Origin of the sequence: Rathayibacter sp. AY1F6, assembly GCF_002932035.1 — a bacterium.
GTDB lineage: Bacteria > Actinomycetota > Actinomycetes > Actinomycetales > Microbacteriaceae > Rathayibacter.
Genome location: NZ_PSVD01000001.1, coordinates 209369 through 223751, shown reverse-complemented (window position 1 = coordinate 223751; position 14383 = coordinate 209369). Strand labels below are relative to the sequence as shown.

Genomic DNA, 14383 nt, shown 5'->3' with positions numbered 1-14383 from the left:
GCGTGCCGGGACGTGCGGTCAGACGTAGGAGGCGCGGATCGCGCCGACCGGGCGCCCGCCGCCCGACACGACCGGGTTCAGCCGCACCAGCACGTCGTTCGCCGCGGTCCGGTCCACCGCGTCCGCCTCGACCAGGAGCTTCAGCGCGACCACGGTCGCGGCGCGCAGGCTCCCGTCGAGGATCTTCAGGGCGACGGTGGTGCCGTCGGGCGAGGCCATCACGAGCACGCCCTCGGCGCCGAGCTTGGCGACCAGGCCCAGGCGCTCGATCACGACGGTGTTGTCCCGGCCCGGGCCGTCGATCGCCCACGCGTTCTCGAGGATCGCGGCCGTGAGGACGCCGGCCTGGCGGTAGAGGCCGAACGGTGAGGCGGGGGAGGAGGACACGATCCGTGAGACGCCCTTCGCCAGCGCGGTCAGAGGAAGGGCGTGCACGGGAGCTCCGCAGCCGTCGATCCCCGAGGCCACGACGCGCTCGCCGGTGAGGCGCTCGATCGTGTCGACGATGTGCTGCTGCAGCGGGTGCGTCCGCTCGAGGTAGTCCTCGGTGCTCCAGCCGTTCTGCACGCAGGCCAGCAGCATCGCCGCGTGCTTGCCCGAGCAGTTCATGTAGAGCGGGTCCGGAGTCGCGCCCGCCCGCAGCAGCTGAGCGCGGGTCCCGGAGTCGCCGGGCCAGTCGGCCGGGCACTGCAGGGCGGTGTGGTCCAGGCCGGCGCGGAAGAGCAGGTTCTGCACCAGCGCCACGTGCTGGGGGATGCCGGCGTGGCTCGCGGTGGCGATGACCGCCTCCGCGCCGTTCAGCTCGACTCCGGCGGTCATCACCGCGAGGGCCTGGAACGGCTTGAGGCAGGAGCGGGGGAAGACGGGAGCCGTCGGGGTGCCGAGGCTGCGGGCGACGCGGCCCTCGGAGTCGAGGAGGACGGCGGAGCCGGCGTGGCGCGACTCGACGAACCCGGATCGCTCGACGACGGCCAGCTCGACGGACTCGGCGACGGTGAAGGTTCCTGCTGGCATCCCCCCATCCTGCCCGATGCGTGGACCGGTCCCGCGTTCCCGGAGACGCCGAAGGCCACCGGGGAGCGCCTCGGCGCCCGCGGTGGCCTTCGGAGGATCGCGCCTAGAGGGTGGCGAACGCGTCGGCGATGACCGACACGGCGTCGTCGAGCAGCTCGTCGGTGAGGGCGAGGCTCGGCAGGAAGCGGACCACGTTGCCGTAGGTGCCGGCGCTCAGCACGAGGACCCCGTGCTGGGCGGCGTAGTCGATGATCGCCTGGACCGCGACGGCGTTCGGCTCCTTCGTGGTGCCGGCGGTGCCGGGCTGCACGAGCTCCATCGCCATCATCGCGCCGATGCCGCGGACGTCGCCGATGATGTCGTAGCGCTCCTGCAGGCCTCGAAGCGCCGCGCCCAGGCGTGCGCCGATCCGATCGGCCTCGGCGAGGAGGCCCTCGCGCTCGATGCGCTCGAAGACCGCGACGGCGGCGGCGGCGGCGACGGGGTTCCCGCCGAAGGTGCCGCCCAGTCCGCCGGCCTGCGCCGAGTCCATGATCTCGGCGCGGCCCGTCACGCCCGCGAGCGGCAGGCCGCCGGCGATGCCCTTGGCCGAGAGGACGAGGTCGGGGACGAGGCCGAGGTGCTCGCTGGCGAACCAGGCGCCGGTGCGGGCCATGCCCGACTGGATCTCGTCGGCGACGAAGACGATGCCGTTGGCCGTGCACCACTCCTGCAGTGCCGGGAGGAAGCCGTCGGCGGGGACCATGAAGCCGCCCTCGCCCTGGATGGGCTCGGCGACGAGGCAGGCCAGGGCGGACGCGCCGACGGTCTTCTCGAGGTACGAGATCGCGCGCTGGGCGGCCTCGGCTCCCGACAGGCCGTCGTGGTACGGGTACGAGCTCGGCGCACGGTGGACGTCGCTGGCGAAGGGTCCGAAGCCCAGGCCGTAGGGCAGCGCCTTGAAGTTCATGGCCATCGTGAGGTTCGTGCGTCCGTGGTACGCGTGGTCGAGCACCGCGACGCCGGGGCGGCCGGTGTGCTTGCGCGCGATCTTGACGGCGTTCTCGACCGCCTCGGCACCGGAGTTGACCAGGACGGTCTTCTTGGCGAAGTCGCCGGGGGTGTGCTGGGCCAGCAGCTCCGCGACGCGGATGTAGGGCTCGTACGGAGTGACGGTGAAGAGGGTGTGCGTGAGGCGCGCGAGCTGCTCCGCGGCGGCCGCGACGACGGAGTCGTCGGTGTGCCCGATCGTCGTCACGCCGATGCCGGCGCCGAGGTCGATGAAGCTGTTGCCGTCGACGTCGACCAGGATCGCGCCGTGCGCGCGGTCGATGTAGACGGGGAGCGCTGTGCCGACGCCGGTGGGCACGACGGCGAGGCGGCGCTCGTGCAGGGCCCGGGATCGCGGCCCGGGGATCTCGGTCGCGACGCGCCGCTCCTGGGGGACTGCGGACGTGGGAACCTGGGGGGCGAGCGTGTCTGTCATGGTCCTCGGAGTCTACCCGCGGGGGTTCCGCGTCCAGGGGTCCAGACCGGCGCGACCGGCCTGATCCACCGCCGTCGAGGAGGAGCCCGATGAAGTCCGAGCACGAGTACGCGGTGTCCGTCGTCTGGGAGGGCGACCGGGGCACCGGCACGAGCGGCTACCGCGAGTACGGGCGCCAGCTGACCGTCACGGCGGAGGGCCCGGCGCCCATCCTCGCCTCGGCCGACACGCCCTTCCGGGGCGACGCCGACCGCTGGAACCCGGAGCAGCTGCTCCTCGCGGCGCTCGCGCAGTGCCACCTCCTCTCCTACCTGCACGTGGCGGTCAAGAACGGAGTCGTCGTCACCGGCTACACGGACGACGCGGTGGGCTCGATGCTGCAGGAGGGGGAGAGCGGCCGCTTCACCTCGGTGACCCTCCGGCCCCGCGTCACTGTCGCCGAGGAGTCGATGGTGGCGATCGCCCAGACGCTGCACGCCGAGGCCTCCCGGCTCTGCTTCATCGCCAACTCCGTGAACTTCCCCGTCGCCCACGAGCCGGAGGCGTCCGCGCGCTGAGGCTCAGCGGCGCTCGTGCGGGAGCGCCCGGCGGATGCGCTCGACCGTGGTCGTCGGCGGCGACTCATTGTACGCACCGGCGAGCTCCTGCCCGGAGAGCGCGTGGACGGCCGCCATCACCTCGTCGGTGGCGTGGCGTCGGGCGCGGCCGGAGTCGGCGGAGCCGTGCCGCGAGAGGTCCAGCGGAGCCCCGAAGCGGACCGTGATCCGGTGCAGGCGCGGCACCCTCGTGCCCACCGGCTGGAGCTCCTGCGTGCCGATCATGCCGACGGGGACCACCGGCGCGCCCGTGGTGAGGGCGAGCCACGCCACTCCGGTGCGGCCCTTGTAGAGGCGCCCGTCGCGGGAGCGGGTGCCCTCGGGGTAGACGGCGAACGCCTCGTCCCGCTCGAGGATCGCCCGGCCGAGGTCCAGCGCCTCCTGAGCGGCCTGGCCGGCGCCGCGCTCGACCGCGACGGCTCCGACGCTCGTGAAGAAGGCGCGCGAGAGGGCGCCCCGCACGCCGGTCCCCGTGAAGTAGTCCGACTTGGCCAGGAACTGCACCGGCCGCGGGGCGAGCAGCGTCAGCACCGGGGAGTCGATGAACGAGAGGTGGTTGGCCGCCAGGATCACGCGTCCCTCGGCCGGGACGTTGTCGCGCCCCTCCACGATCGGCCGGTAGACCAGCCGGCCGACGCCGCCGATGGACAGGCGCGCCAGACGCGCGGAGAGGCCGATCCCCGGGGGAGTCGGCCTCTCGTGGTCGTCGTCGATCCGCATTCCGACGAAGCTACCGGGGCGTCCATGCCGCTCCGGTCATGCGGCGGATCAGCCGAACTGGGCGAGCGCCTCCTCGATGACCGTCGCGGCGTCGTCGATGAGCTCCTCGCTGATGACCACGCTCGGCATGATCCGCAGCACGCTGTCCCAGCTGCCCGCGTCGAGGACGATCACGCCGTTCGTGGTGGCGTGCTTCAGAATTGCGGTGAGCGCCTCCGGGTACTGCTTCTTCGTGCCCGGGTGGACGAGCTCGACGCCCCACATGGCGCCCTTGCCGCGGACCTCGCCCACGACCGCGAAGCGCTCGGCCCAGTCGCCGATCCGCGCCTGCAGCAGGCGCTCGACCCGCTGCGCCTCCTCCAGCAGGCCCTCGGACTCGATCGCCTCGAACGTCGCGAGCGCCGCGGCGGTGGAGACGGGGTTGCCGCCGAACGTGCCGCCGATGCCGCCGGGCTGCACGGCGTCCATGATCTCGGCTCGGCCGGTGACGGCGGCGAGCGGGAAGCCGCCGGCGATGCCCTTGGCCGTCGTGATGAGGTCCGGGACCACGCCGTGGTGCTCGATGGAGTACCAGGTGCCGGTGCGGGCGATGCCGGCCTGGATCTCGTCCGCGACGAAGACGATGCCGTTCTCGGTGCAGAACTCGGACAGGCGGCGGAAGTAGCCCGGCGCCGGGATGATGATGCCGCCGTCGCCCTGGATCGGCTCGACGAAGAGCGCGGCCAGCTCCTGCGCGCCGATGTGGGTGGTGATGTAGTCGATGGTGCGCTCGGCAGCCTCCTCGCCCGTCATGCCCTCGGGGTCGCGGAACGGGTAGCTGATCGGGAGGCTGTAGATCTCTCCCGGGAAGGGGCCCATGCCCGCGCGCTCCGGCCAGGGGCGGTAGGTCATCGCCATCGTGAGGTTGGTGCGGCCGTGGAAGGCGTGGTCGAGCGTCGCGATGGCGCGGCGGCCGGTGAACTTCCGCGCGATCTTGACGGCGTTCTCGACCGCCTCCGCGCCGGAGTTGACCAGGATCGAGTGCTTCTCGAAGTCCCCGGGGGTGATCTCGGCGAGCTTCTCGGCGACCCGGACGTAGTTCTCGTACGGAGTGACAGTGAAGAGGGTGTGCGTCAGCTTCTCGGCCTGCGCGGCGGCCGCCGCGGCGACCGCGGGGTGCGCGTGGCCGATGGTGGTCACTCCGATGCCGCAGCCGAGGTCGATCAGGCGGTTGCCGTCGACGTCGACCAGGACCGCGCCCGACGCGTGGTCCATGTAGATGTTCGCGAGCGTCCCGGCGCCGCGGGAGACGCTGGCGACGCGGCGCTCCTGGAGGGCGACGGAGCGCGGGCCGGGGAGCTCGGTGACGAGCTCTCGGGACTGGGGGACCGAGAATTCACGCATGCCCCGATGGTAGGCCTGGGACCGTTCGAGGACCCGCACCCAGCGCGTTGCGAGGCGCGCCGTGCAGGATGGAGGCGATCCCCGAACGTCCACCGGCCGCCGCCGGTCACGAAAGGTGCCCCTGTGCGCAGAACCCTCGCGATCCTCGCCGTCCTCGGCGCCTCCCTGAGCCTGGCGGCCTGCACCCCCGGGGAGCCGGATGCAGCGCCGTCCGCCTCCGCCACCCCGCTCGGCTGCGCGACCGAGGGCGAGGCGACCGCCGCGGTGCAGACCAGCGGCGACTTCGCCACCAAGCCGGTCACCGTGTTCCCCAGCCCGGTCAGCGTGGACGCCACCGAGCGCTCCGTCGCGATCGAGGGCACCGGCGAGGAGGTCGCCGAGGGCGACACCGTGCTGGTCGACTACACGCTCTACAACGGGACGAGCGGTGCCGAGTTCTCGGCGAGCAGCTACGCGTCCGGTGGCCGCGCGGCCTTCGAGGTCGACACCGACCAGTACCTCGCCGGCCTCGTGAAGGCCGTCAACTGCGCGACCGTCGGCTCGCGCGTCGTCGCCGTCGTTCCCCCGGCCGACGCGTTCGGCGACGCCGGGCAGAGCCAGTTCGGCATCGCCGCGACCGACTCGATCGTCATGGTGATCGACGTCGAGCAGATCGTGCCGACCGCCGCCGACGGCGAGCCGCAGCCCCCGGTCGACGGCCTGCCGACGGTGGCGCTCGCCGAGGACGGGGCGCCCACCGTCACCATCCCCTCGACCGACCCGCCCGCCGACCTGCAGCTCGCCGTCCTCAAGAAGGGGAGCGGCGCGACCGTGGCCGACGGCGACCAGCTGATCGTGCAGTACCAGGGCGTGGTCTGGGGCACCGGCGAGGTGTTCGACCAGAGCTGGGGGAAGCCCGCTCCCGCCGCCTTCGGCACCGGCGACGTGATCGAGGGCTTCAAGGAGGCCGTGGTCGGCCAGACCGTCGGCTCGCAGGTGCTGGTCACCATCCCGCCGTCGAAGGGCTACGGCGACCAGGGCAACCAGAACGCGGGGATCAGCGGGACCGACACCCTCGTCTTCGTGGTCGACATCCTCGCCATCAGCTGACGGGGAGGCGCTGGGTGCTCCGTGCCAGGATGGGCGGATGCGCAGGGTCATCATCCTCGGCTCGACCGGGTCCATCGGCACGCAGGCTCTCGACGTCATCGGCGCGAACCGCGAGCGGTTCGAGGTCGTCGGCCTCGCCGCCGGCTCGAACCGGGCGGCGGTCGCCGAGCAGGCGTCCGCGTTCGGCGTCGAGCACACGGCGTTCGGTGCGGACGAGGCCGAGCAGCTGATCCGCTCGGTCGACGCGGACGTCGTGCTGAACGGGATCACCGGCTCGGTGGGGCTCGGCCCGACGCTCGCGGCGCTCGAGGAGGGCAGGACGCTCGCCCTCGCCAACAAGGAGTCGCTGATCGTCGGCGGCGAGCTCGTCACCTCGCTCGCCGGTCCGGGCCAGATCGTGCCGGTCGACTCCGAGCACTCCGCGATCGCCCAGGCCCTCCTCGCGGGCGAGCACCGCGAGGTCCGCCGCCTCGTGCTGACCGCGTCCGGCGGGCCGTTCCGGGGACGCGACCGCGCCTCCCTCCGCGACGTCACCCCGGCGCAGGCGCTCGCACACCCGACCTGGGACATGGGCCTGGTCGTCACGACCAACTCCTCCACTCTGGTCAACAAGGGGCTCGAGGTGATCGAGGCGCACCTGCTCTTCGACGTGCCCTACGACCGGATCGACGTCACCGTGCACCCGCAGTCGGTGATCCACTCGATGGTCGAGTACGTCGACGGCTCGACGATCGCCCAGGCGTCGCCGCCGGACATGCGGCTCCCGATCTCGCTCGGCCTCGACTGGCCGCACCGCGTCGCCGGGGTCGGCGTCCCGCTCGACTGGACCCGCTCCCACTCCTGGACGTTCGAGCCGCTGGACGAGGAGGCGTTCCCCTCGGTCCGGCTCGCGAAGCGCGTCGGGGAGGCGGGCGCCTCCTACCCGGCCGTGTTCAACGCGGCGAACGAGCAGGCCGTGCAGGCGTTCCACGCGGGGCGGATCGGCTACCTCGACATCCTCGAGACGGTGGAGGCGGTGGTCGACGCGCACAGCGTCGACGGCACGCTGACCCGCGAGTCGCTGGCCGCGGCGGAGGAGTGGGCGCGCCGCACGGCGGACGAGCGGATCGCCGGAGTCTGACCAGGGGTCATCCGAACGGGCTCCTTCTCCGCGGATCCGTGTCGGCGGACGTCGCGCCGCTGATCCGCTCGGCCGCGGAGTTCATCGGATCCGTGCAGGCGCACCCCAGCGTGGACGGGCGGGCCCGGCCTACAGTGTGTCGGTGGAATCCGTGCTGCTCTTCGTCCTCGGCGTCGTCATCATCGCCGTCGGCGTCGCCCTCTCCATCGCCCTGCACGAGGTCGGGCACCTGCTCCCCGCCAAGCTGTTCGGGGTCAAGGTCACGCAGTACATGATCGGGTTCGGGCCGACCCTCTTCTCCCGGCGCCGAGGCGAGACGGAGTACGGCGTCAAGGCGATCCCGCTCGGCGGCTACATCGCCATGATCGGCATGTACCCGCCGAAGCACCCGGGGGACCGGCCCACGGAGTCGAGCACAGGCTTCTTCAACGGCCTGGCGTCCTCCGAGGCCCAGCTCGAGGAGCCCCGGCGCGGCGCCTACGCCACGATGATCGACGAGGCCCGTGCCGCCAGCGCCGAGACGATCGGCGACGGCGAGGACCATCGCGCGTTCTACCGGCTCCCCGTGTGGAAGCGCGTGATCGTCATGGCCGGCGGCCCCTTCATGAACCTCGTGATCGCCACGGTCCTCTTCACCGTCCTCCTCTGCGGCATCGGGATCCCGCAGAGCACCAGCACCCTCGCCGCGGTCTCGCAGTGCGTGGTCCCGGAGTCGCAGCGCGCGACCGCGACCTGCACCGCCGACGACCCGCTGGCACCCGGAGCCGCGGCCGGCCTGCTGCCGGGCGACACGATCACGGCGATCGACGGCACTCCGGTGAGCACCTGGAACGACCTGACCCCGATCATCCAGCGCTCCGCGGGCGTCCCGCTCAGCGTGTCCGTCCAGCGCGACGGCGCGCCGCTGACCCTCACGATCACCCCCGCCGAGAACGAGGTCGCGGTGACCGACGCGAACGGCGCCCCCGTCACCGACGCCTCCGGTGCGATCGAGACGCAGACGGTCGGCTTCATCGGCATCTCGCCCACATCGGCCCTCGCGCAGCAGCCGGTCACCGCGGTGCCCGAGACGGTCTGGTCGAACATCACCAGCGTCGCCCACGTCATCCTCAACCTGCCGCAGCGCCTCATCGACGTCGCCCAGGCGGCGTTCGGCTCGGAGGCGCGCGACGCCAACGGCCCGATCAGCGTCGTCGGAGTGGGCCGGATCGCGGGCGAGATCGCCGCCTCCGACCAGCTCCCCGTCGTGTCGAAGGTGCAGACGATGGTCGGCGTCCTCGCCTCGCTCAACGTCGCCCTCCTCGTCTTCAACCTGGTGCCGCTGCTCCCCATGGACGGCGGCCACATCGCCGGCGCCCTCTGGGAGGGCCTGCGCCGCCGGATCGCCAAGCTCTTCGGACGCCGCGACCCCGGCCCCGTCGACATCGCCCGCCTGCTCCCGCTCACCTACGTCGTCGTCCTCGTCCTCGGCGGCATGAGCGCCCTCCTCATCTACGCCGACATCGTCAAGCCGATCACGCTGTTCTGAGTTGGATTCCACGCCGGTCCTCGCCCGGCGTGGCGCGGTCGGCTTCTCGGGGTGGGGGCGTGGGTGGAGCGGGGTGCGGACGGCTGGGGCGAAACGCTGGGATGCGATTCACCCGTTCGCCTCGGGGCTGCGACCGTCTGAGGTGAATCGCTGGGACGGGATCGGCGGTTCGGCTCGGGAGCGAGGCGACCGCGGATCGTCGTGCGGTCTCGGGCTGAGAGCAGGTGCGGTGGGCGGGTTCCGAGGCCCGCAGGAGGGGCGGCGGCTGGGAAGGTGCGGCGAGCGGACGAGGGGTACCGCGGCGCGCGTACGATGGGGCGCGTGCCAGCAGTGAATCTGGGTCTTCCCAAGGTCCCCATGACCCTCGCCCCCCGCCGCAAGTCCCGCCAGATCAAGGTGGGCAAGGTGCTCGTGGGCGGTGACGCGCAGGTCAGCGTCCAGTCGATGTGCACCACACCGACGACGAACATCAACGCGACCCTCCAGCAGATCGCCGAGCTCACCGCGTCCGGCTGCGACATCGTCCGCGTCGCGGTGCCGAGCCGCGACGACGCGGAGGCGCTGCCGATCATCGCCAAGAAGAGCCAGATCCCGGTCATCGCCGACATCCACTTCCAGCCCAACTACGTCTACGCCGCGATCGACGCCGGCTGCGCCGCGGTCCGCGTGAACCCCGGCAACATCCGCAAGTTCGACGACCAGGTCGGCAAGATCGCCGCCGCCGCGAAGGCCGCCGGCGTCTCGATCCGCATCGGCGTCAACGCCGGCTCGCTCGAGCCGAGCATCCTGCAGAAGTACGGCAAGCCCACCCCCGAGGCCCTCGTCGAGAGCGCCGTCTGGGAGGCCAGCCTCTTCGAGGAGCACGACTTCCACGACTTCAAGATCTCGGTCAAGCACAACGACCCCGTCGTCATGGTGAAGGCCTACCGCCAGCTCGCCGAGCGCGGCGACTGGCCCCTCCACCTCGGCGTCACCGAGGCCGGCCCCGAGTTCCAGGGGACGATCAAGTCCGCCACCGCCTTCGGCATCCTCCTCGGCGAGGGCATCGGCGACACCATCCGCGTGTCCCTCTCGGCCCCGCCCGCGCAGGAGGTCAAGGTCGGCCTGCAGATCCTCCAGTCGCTGAACCTCCGCGAGCGCAAGCTCGAGATCGTCTCCTGCCCCAGCTGCGGCCGCGCGCAGGTCGACGTCTACACGCTCGCCAACGACGTCACCGCCGGCCTCGAGGGCATGAGCGTCCCGCTGCGCGTCGCCGTCATGGGCTGCGTCGTCAACGGACCCGGCGAGGCCCGCGAGGCCGACCTGGGCGTCGCCTCCGGCAACGGCAAGGGCCAGATCTTCGTCAAGGGCGAGGTCATCAAGACCGTCCCCGAGGCCGAGATCGTCCAGACCCTCATCGAGGAGGCCAACCGCCTTGCCGCCGAGATGCCGGCCGACGACACCTCGACCGGAGCCCCGGTCGTCACCGTCGGCGCGAACTGACGGCGCGGGGCGGATCGACGTGGTCCGCCCCGCACTGCGCCTCGCGCTCGTGGTCGTCGCCGCCGCGCTCCTCGCCTCCGGTGTCGCCGCGCTCCGCAGCGGCCCGTCCTCCGAGGCCGGCGAGTGCATCGACAGCCGCAGCCCGCAGGACCCCTTCGGCTGCGACCGCTGGGTGCTGACCGCGGCAGAGGGGGAGACCCCGTACACGGCCTGGGTCGAGGACGCCCGCGTCCGCCTCCGCTCGGAGAGCGTCGGGGGTGCGCCGACCCTGGTCGTCGGCACCGGCTGCCTCGTGGTCAGCGCCGCCTACCGGATCGACGACGGCGTGCTGATCCCCGGCGACGAGGTGACCGGCTCCGACACCTGCTCCGACACGCCGAGCCCCGAGGCCATCCGGCTCCGGGCGCTCCTCTCCGGCCCGATGACGATCGGCGGCACCCCCGACGACGTGCTGCTGGACGGCACGGGCGGAGCGGTCGTCTTCTCGCGGATCCCCGACTGAGGCTCCCGGCGCCCTCGCGAGCCGGGGGAGCGCAGCGGATAGGATCGTCCCTCGTGGTCACCCGTCTCTCGCATCTGTTCGTCCGCACGCTCCGGGAGGATCCCGCCGACGCCGAGGTCGCGGGCCACCGCCTCCTCGTCCGCGCGGGCTACATCCGCCGTCAGGCGCCCGGCGTCTTCGCCTGGCTGCCGCTGGGACTGCGCGTCAAGCGCCGCATCGAGCGGATCATCCACGAGGAGATGGAGGCCGCCGGCGCCCAGGAGGTGCACTTCCCCGCGCTCCTGCCCCGCGAGCCCTACGAGCTCTCGGGCCGCTGGACCGAGTACGGCGACGGCGTGTTCCGCCTGAAGGACCGCAAGGACGCCGACTACATGCTGGCTCCCACGCACGAGGAGTTCTTCACGCTGCTCGTGAAGGACCTCTACTCCTCCTACAAGGACCTGCCCCTGTCGATCTACCAGATCCAGGACAAGTACCGGGACGAGGCGCGGCCCCGCGCGGGCCTCCTGCGCGGCCGCGAGTTCACGATGAAGGACGCGTACTCCTTCGACTACACCGACGCCGGCCTCGACGCGAGCTACCAGCGCCAGCGCGACGCCTACGAGCGGATCTTCGCCCGTCTGGGCCTGGAGTACGTGATCGTGCAGGCCGACGCCGGAGCGATGGGCGGCTCCCGGAGCGAGGAGTTCCTGCACCCCACCCCCGTCGGCGAGGACACCTTCGTCCGGTCGGCGGGAGGGTACGCGGCGAACGTCGAGGCGTACCGCACGCCCGTCCCCGCGGCGCTGCCCGTCGAGGGCCTGCCCGAGGCGCGCGTCTTCGACTCGCCCGACACCCCGACCATCCAGACCCTGGTCGACCTGGCGAACGCGACGCAGCCCCGCCCCGACGGCCGCGCCTGGACCGCCGCCGACACCCTGAAGAACGTCGTCCTCGCGCTCACCGCGCTCGACGGCACCCGCGAGCTCGTGATCGTCGGCCTGCCCGGCGACCGCGACGTCGACCTCAAGCGCGCCGAGGTGGCGTTCGCCCCGGCCGAGGTCGAGGCCGCCACGGCGGAGGACTTCGCGAAGCACCCCGGACTGGTCAAGGGCTACATCGGACCCTGGTCGGCCGAGGGAGCCGTCCTGGGCGAGGAGTCGGCGACCGGCGTCCGCTACCTGCTCGACCCGCGCGTGGTCGACGGCACCGCCTGGATCACCGGGGCCAACGTCTCCGGGCAGCACGTCCTCGACCTGGTCGCCGGCCGCGACTTCCACGGCGACGCCACCGTCGAGGTCGCGGACGTCCGCACCGGCGACGAGGCGCCCGACGGCTCGGGCCCGATCGAGACCGCCCGCGGCATGGAGATCGGCCACGTCTTCCAGCTCGGCCGCAAGTACGCCGACGTCCTCGGGCTGAAGGTGCTCGACGAGAACGGGAAGCTGGTCACCGTCACGATGGGCTCCTACGGCATCGGCGTGACCCGCATCCTCGCCATCATCGCCGAGGCCACCCACGACGACCGCGGACTGCTGTGGCCCGCGAACGTCGCGCCGTTCGACCTGCACGTCATCGCGACCGGCAAGGACGCGGCGGCTCTCGAGCTCGCCGAGTCGGTCGCCGCCTCCCTCGAGGCCGCCGGCCGCGACGTGCTGATCGACGACCGCCCGAAGGTCTCGCCCGGCGTCAAGTTCGGCGACGCCGAGCTGATCGGGGTGCCCGTGATCGTCATCGCGGGGCGAGGAGCGGCCGACGGGATCGTCGAGCTGTGGGACCGCCGGTCCGGCGAGCGCGAGCAGCTCCCGGTCGCCGAGGCGCTCGCCCGACTGGGCGCCTAGACCCGACACGCCGAGGGCCCCGCCACCGCTTCCCGTGGCAGGCGGGGCCTCCGTGCGTCGGCAGGATCCGCGGGTGGAACCCCGGGCCGCGTCGGGTACCCTTGAGGGCTGATCCGGGTGAGAGCCCGGCAGGCGAACGACCGCGGTCACCACCGCGGCATCCAAGTGAATAGAGAGAAAGGCCCGCCCGTGGACATCGACCTGAGCGTTCTGCGACTCATGGAGCGCGAGCGCGAGATCCCCTTCGAGGAACTCGTGCAGATCATCGAGCAGGCGATCCTGACCGCCTACCTCAAGCACATCGGCCAGGCCGACGACGCCGACAAGGCCACCGCCGTCGACGCGCGAGTGCACCTCGACCGCAAGACCGGTCACGTCTCGGTCTTCGTGCCCGAGCTCGACGAGGAGGGCGCCGTCGTGGGCGAGGCCGAGGACTCCCCGCGCGACTTCGGCCGCATCGCCGCCTTCGCCGCGAAGCAGGTCATCAACCAGCGCCTGCGCGACATCGCCGACGAGCACGTGCTCGGCGAGTTCAAGGGCCGCGAGGGCGACATCGTCGCCGGCGTCATCCAGCAGGGCCCCAACCCGCGGATGATCCACGTCGACCTCGGCTCCATCGAGGCGATCCTCTCGCCCGAGGAGCAGGTGCCCGGCGAGGACTACAGCCACGGACGCCGCATCCGCGTCTACGTCACGAGCGTCGGCCGCGGACCCAAGGGCCCGTCGGTCCAGGTGTCCCGCACCCACCCGTCGCTGGTGCGCAAGCTGTTCGCCCTCGAGGTCCCCGAGATCGCGTCCGGCGTGGTGGAGATCGTCTCCCTCGCCCGCGAGGCCGGCCACCGCACCAAGATCGCGGTGCGCGCGACCGAGCCCGGCGTGAACGCCAAGGGCGCCTGCATCGGCGAGCTCGGCCAGCGCGTGCGCGCGGTGACCGCCGAGCTCAACAACGAGAAGATCGACATCGTCGACTACTCCTCCGACCTGCCGACCTTCGTCGCCAGCGCGCTCTCGCCCGCCAAGGTGACCAGCGCGTTCGTGATCGACCAGAGCCTCAAGGCCGTCCGCGCGCTCGTCCCCGACTACCAGCTCTCGCTCGCCATCGGCAAGGAGGGCCAGAACGCCCGCCTCGCCGCCAAGCTGACCGGCGCGAAGATCGACATCCAGCCCGATTCGGTGATGGACGGGGAGTGATCCCCGAGCATCGGCCGTGCGGGGGAGCGGTCCCGGAGGGGAGGGAGTAGAGTGGAAGCCGTCAGAACGTGCGTCGGCTGCCGTCTGCGCGCCCCCCGGGCCTCTCTTCTGAGGCTGGTCCTCCACTCGAACGTCCTCGCGGTAGACCCGCGTGCCGTTCGTCCTGGTCGGGGAGCGTGGCTCCACGACACAGCCGACTGCTACGAGCTCGCGGTCAAGCGCCGCGCGTTCGGAAGAGCGTTCCGGACACGCGAGAGCGTGGACGCGAGCGAGCTGGAGCAGTACATCGCACGATCCGACCGGCTCGGCCCCTCGACCGGAGGGGCCGGAGCAGCGCACGATCACACCATAGAGAACAGGCAGAACGGCCCGTGAACTGATCATGAGCGAAGACTGATGAGCGGCTCGAAATGAGACCCGTCCGTTCGTGACGCCTGCCCCCGTCTTGGGTGCAGGCCCAAGACAGGAGAGAA

The 14383-nt window shown here is 72.1% G+C and carries 13 protein-coding genes; 9 read left to right on the top strand and 4 right to left on the bottom strand.

Annotated features, from left to right (window positions below; genetic code table 11):
* Positions 1 to 18: 18 nt before the first annotated feature.
* Both C5C44_RS01035 and gabT read right to left on the bottom strand, forming a co-directional pair.
* Positions 19 to 1014, bottom strand: a complete 996-nt coding sequence (locus C5C44_RS01035) for an asparaginase (RefSeq protein ID WP_104223039.1) — start codon at positions 1012 to 1014, stop codon at positions 19 to 21.
* Between the two features lie 103 nt (positions 1015 to 1117).
* Positions 1118 to 2479: a 4-aminobutyrate--2-oxoglutarate transaminase gene (gene gabT / locus C5C44_RS01030; protein ID WP_104223040.1), complete on the bottom strand. Its 1362-nt coding sequence runs from the start codon at positions 2477 to 2479 to the stop codon at positions 1118 to 1120.
* A gap of 89 nt (positions 2480 to 2568) precedes the next feature.
* On the opposite strand from gabT, the gene C5C44_RS01025 reads away from it, so the two are divergent.
* Positions 2569 to 3036 (top strand): OsmC family protein, encoded by a 468-nt coding sequence (locus tag C5C44_RS01025; RefSeq protein ID WP_104223041.1) that lies wholly within the window; start codon positions 2569 to 2571, stop codon positions 3034 to 3036.
* Between the two features lie 3 nt (positions 3037 to 3039).
* Here the strand turns inward: C5C44_RS01025 and C5C44_RS01020 are convergent, their stop codons facing one another.
* Together C5C44_RS01020 and C5C44_RS01015 are read right to left on the bottom strand one after the other, a co-directional pair.
* On the bottom strand, positions 3040 to 3795 hold the full coding sequence (locus tag C5C44_RS01020) for a 1-acyl-sn-glycerol-3-phosphate acyltransferase (RefSeq protein ID WP_104223042.1): 756 nt from the start codon (positions 3793 to 3795) through the stop codon (positions 3040 to 3042).
* A gap of 48 nt (positions 3796 to 3843) precedes the next feature.
* Positions 3844 to 5178 (bottom strand): aminotransferase class III-fold pyridoxal phosphate-dependent enzyme, encoded by a 1335-nt coding sequence (locus C5C44_RS01015; RefSeq protein WP_104223043.1) that lies wholly within the window; start codon positions 5176 to 5178, stop codon positions 3844 to 3846.
* Positions 5179 to 5301: 123 nt separating this feature from the next.
* Here C5C44_RS01015 and C5C44_RS01010 point away from each other — a divergent pair, with 123 nt between their 5' ends.
* From C5C44_RS01010 to C5C44_RS00975, 8 genes are all read left to right on the top strand, one after another.
* Complete coding sequence (locus tag C5C44_RS01010) at positions 5302 to 6267, top strand: FKBP-type peptidyl-prolyl cis-trans isomerase (RefSeq protein ID WP_159939270.1); 966 nt, start codon at positions 5302 to 5304, stop codon at positions 6265 to 6267.
* 37 nt (positions 6268 to 6304) lie between these two features.
* Positions 6305 to 7387 carry a 1-deoxy-D-xylulose-5-phosphate reductoisomerase gene (locus C5C44_RS01005; protein WP_104335093.1) on the top strand — a complete coding sequence of 361 codons (1083 nt, stop codon included), beginning with the start codon at positions 6305 to 6307 and terminating at the stop codon, positions 7385 to 7387.
* 142 nt (positions 7388 to 7529) lie between these two features.
* The gene (locus C5C44_RS01000) at positions 7530 to 8915 is read left to right on the top strand and encodes an RIP metalloprotease (protein ID WP_258062217.1); all 1386 of its coding nucleotides are present in this window, start codon (positions 7530 to 7532) and stop codon (positions 8913 to 8915) included.
* A 321-nt stretch (positions 8916 to 9236) separates the two neighbouring features.
* Positions 9237 to 10397, top strand: a complete 1161-nt coding sequence (gene ispG / locus C5C44_RS00995; protein WP_173244694.1) for a flavodoxin-dependent (E)-4-hydroxy-3-methylbut-2-enyl-diphosphate synthase — start codon at positions 9237 to 9239, stop codon at positions 10395 to 10397.
* Positions 10398 to 10416: 19 nt separating this feature from the next.
* A complete protein-coding gene (locus C5C44_RS00990) occupies positions 10417 to 10899 on the top strand; it encodes a hypothetical protein (RefSeq protein ID WP_104225178.1) in 483 nt (160 codons plus the stop codon).
* Positions 10900 to 10952: 53 nt separating this feature from the next.
* A complete protein-coding gene (locus C5C44_RS00985; RefSeq protein ID WP_104327283.1) occupies positions 10953 to 12719 on the top strand; it encodes a proline--tRNA ligase in 1767 nt (588 codons plus the stop codon).
* Positions 12720 to 12908: 189 nt separating this feature from the next.
* Positions 12909 to 13910: a transcription termination factor NusA gene (gene nusA, locus C5C44_RS00980; protein WP_104225180.1), complete on the top strand. Its 1002-nt coding sequence runs from the start codon at positions 12909 to 12911 to the stop codon at positions 13908 to 13910.
* A gap of 51 nt (positions 13911 to 13961) precedes the next feature.
* Positions 13962 to 14285, top strand: coding sequence for a YlxR family protein (locus C5C44_RS00975; protein WP_104225593.1), 324 nt, complete (start codon positions 13962 to 13964; stop codon positions 14283 to 14285).
* The last annotated feature ends 98 nt before the right edge of the window (positions 14286 to 14383 follow it).

Excerpts from the sequence above, each read along its gene's own strand:
- C5C44_RS01015 (WP_104223043.1), bottom strand. The coding sequence starts at position 5,178 with ATGCGTGAATTCTCGGTCCCCCAGTCCCGAGAGCTCGTCACCGAGCTC.
- C5C44_RS01035 (WP_104223039.1), bottom strand. The coding sequence starts at position 1,014 with ATGCCAGCAGGAACCTTCACCGTCGCCGAGTCCGTCGAGCTGGCCGTC.
- C5C44_RS01020 (WP_104223042.1), bottom strand. The coding sequence starts at position 3,795 with ATGCGGATCGACGACGACCACGAGAGGCCGACTCCCCCGGGGATCGGC.
- gabT (WP_104223040.1), bottom strand. The coding sequence starts at position 2,479 with ATGACAGACACGCTCGCCCCCCAGGTTCCCACGTCCGCAGTCCCCCAG.
- C5C44_RS01005 (WP_104335093.1), top strand. The coding sequence starts at position 6,305 with ATGCGCAGGGTCATCATCCTCGGCTCGACCGGGTCCATCGGCACGCAG.
- C5C44_RS01025 (WP_104223041.1), top strand. The coding sequence starts at position 2,569 with ATGAAGTCCGAGCACGAGTACGCGGTGTCCGTCGTCTGGGAGGGCGAC.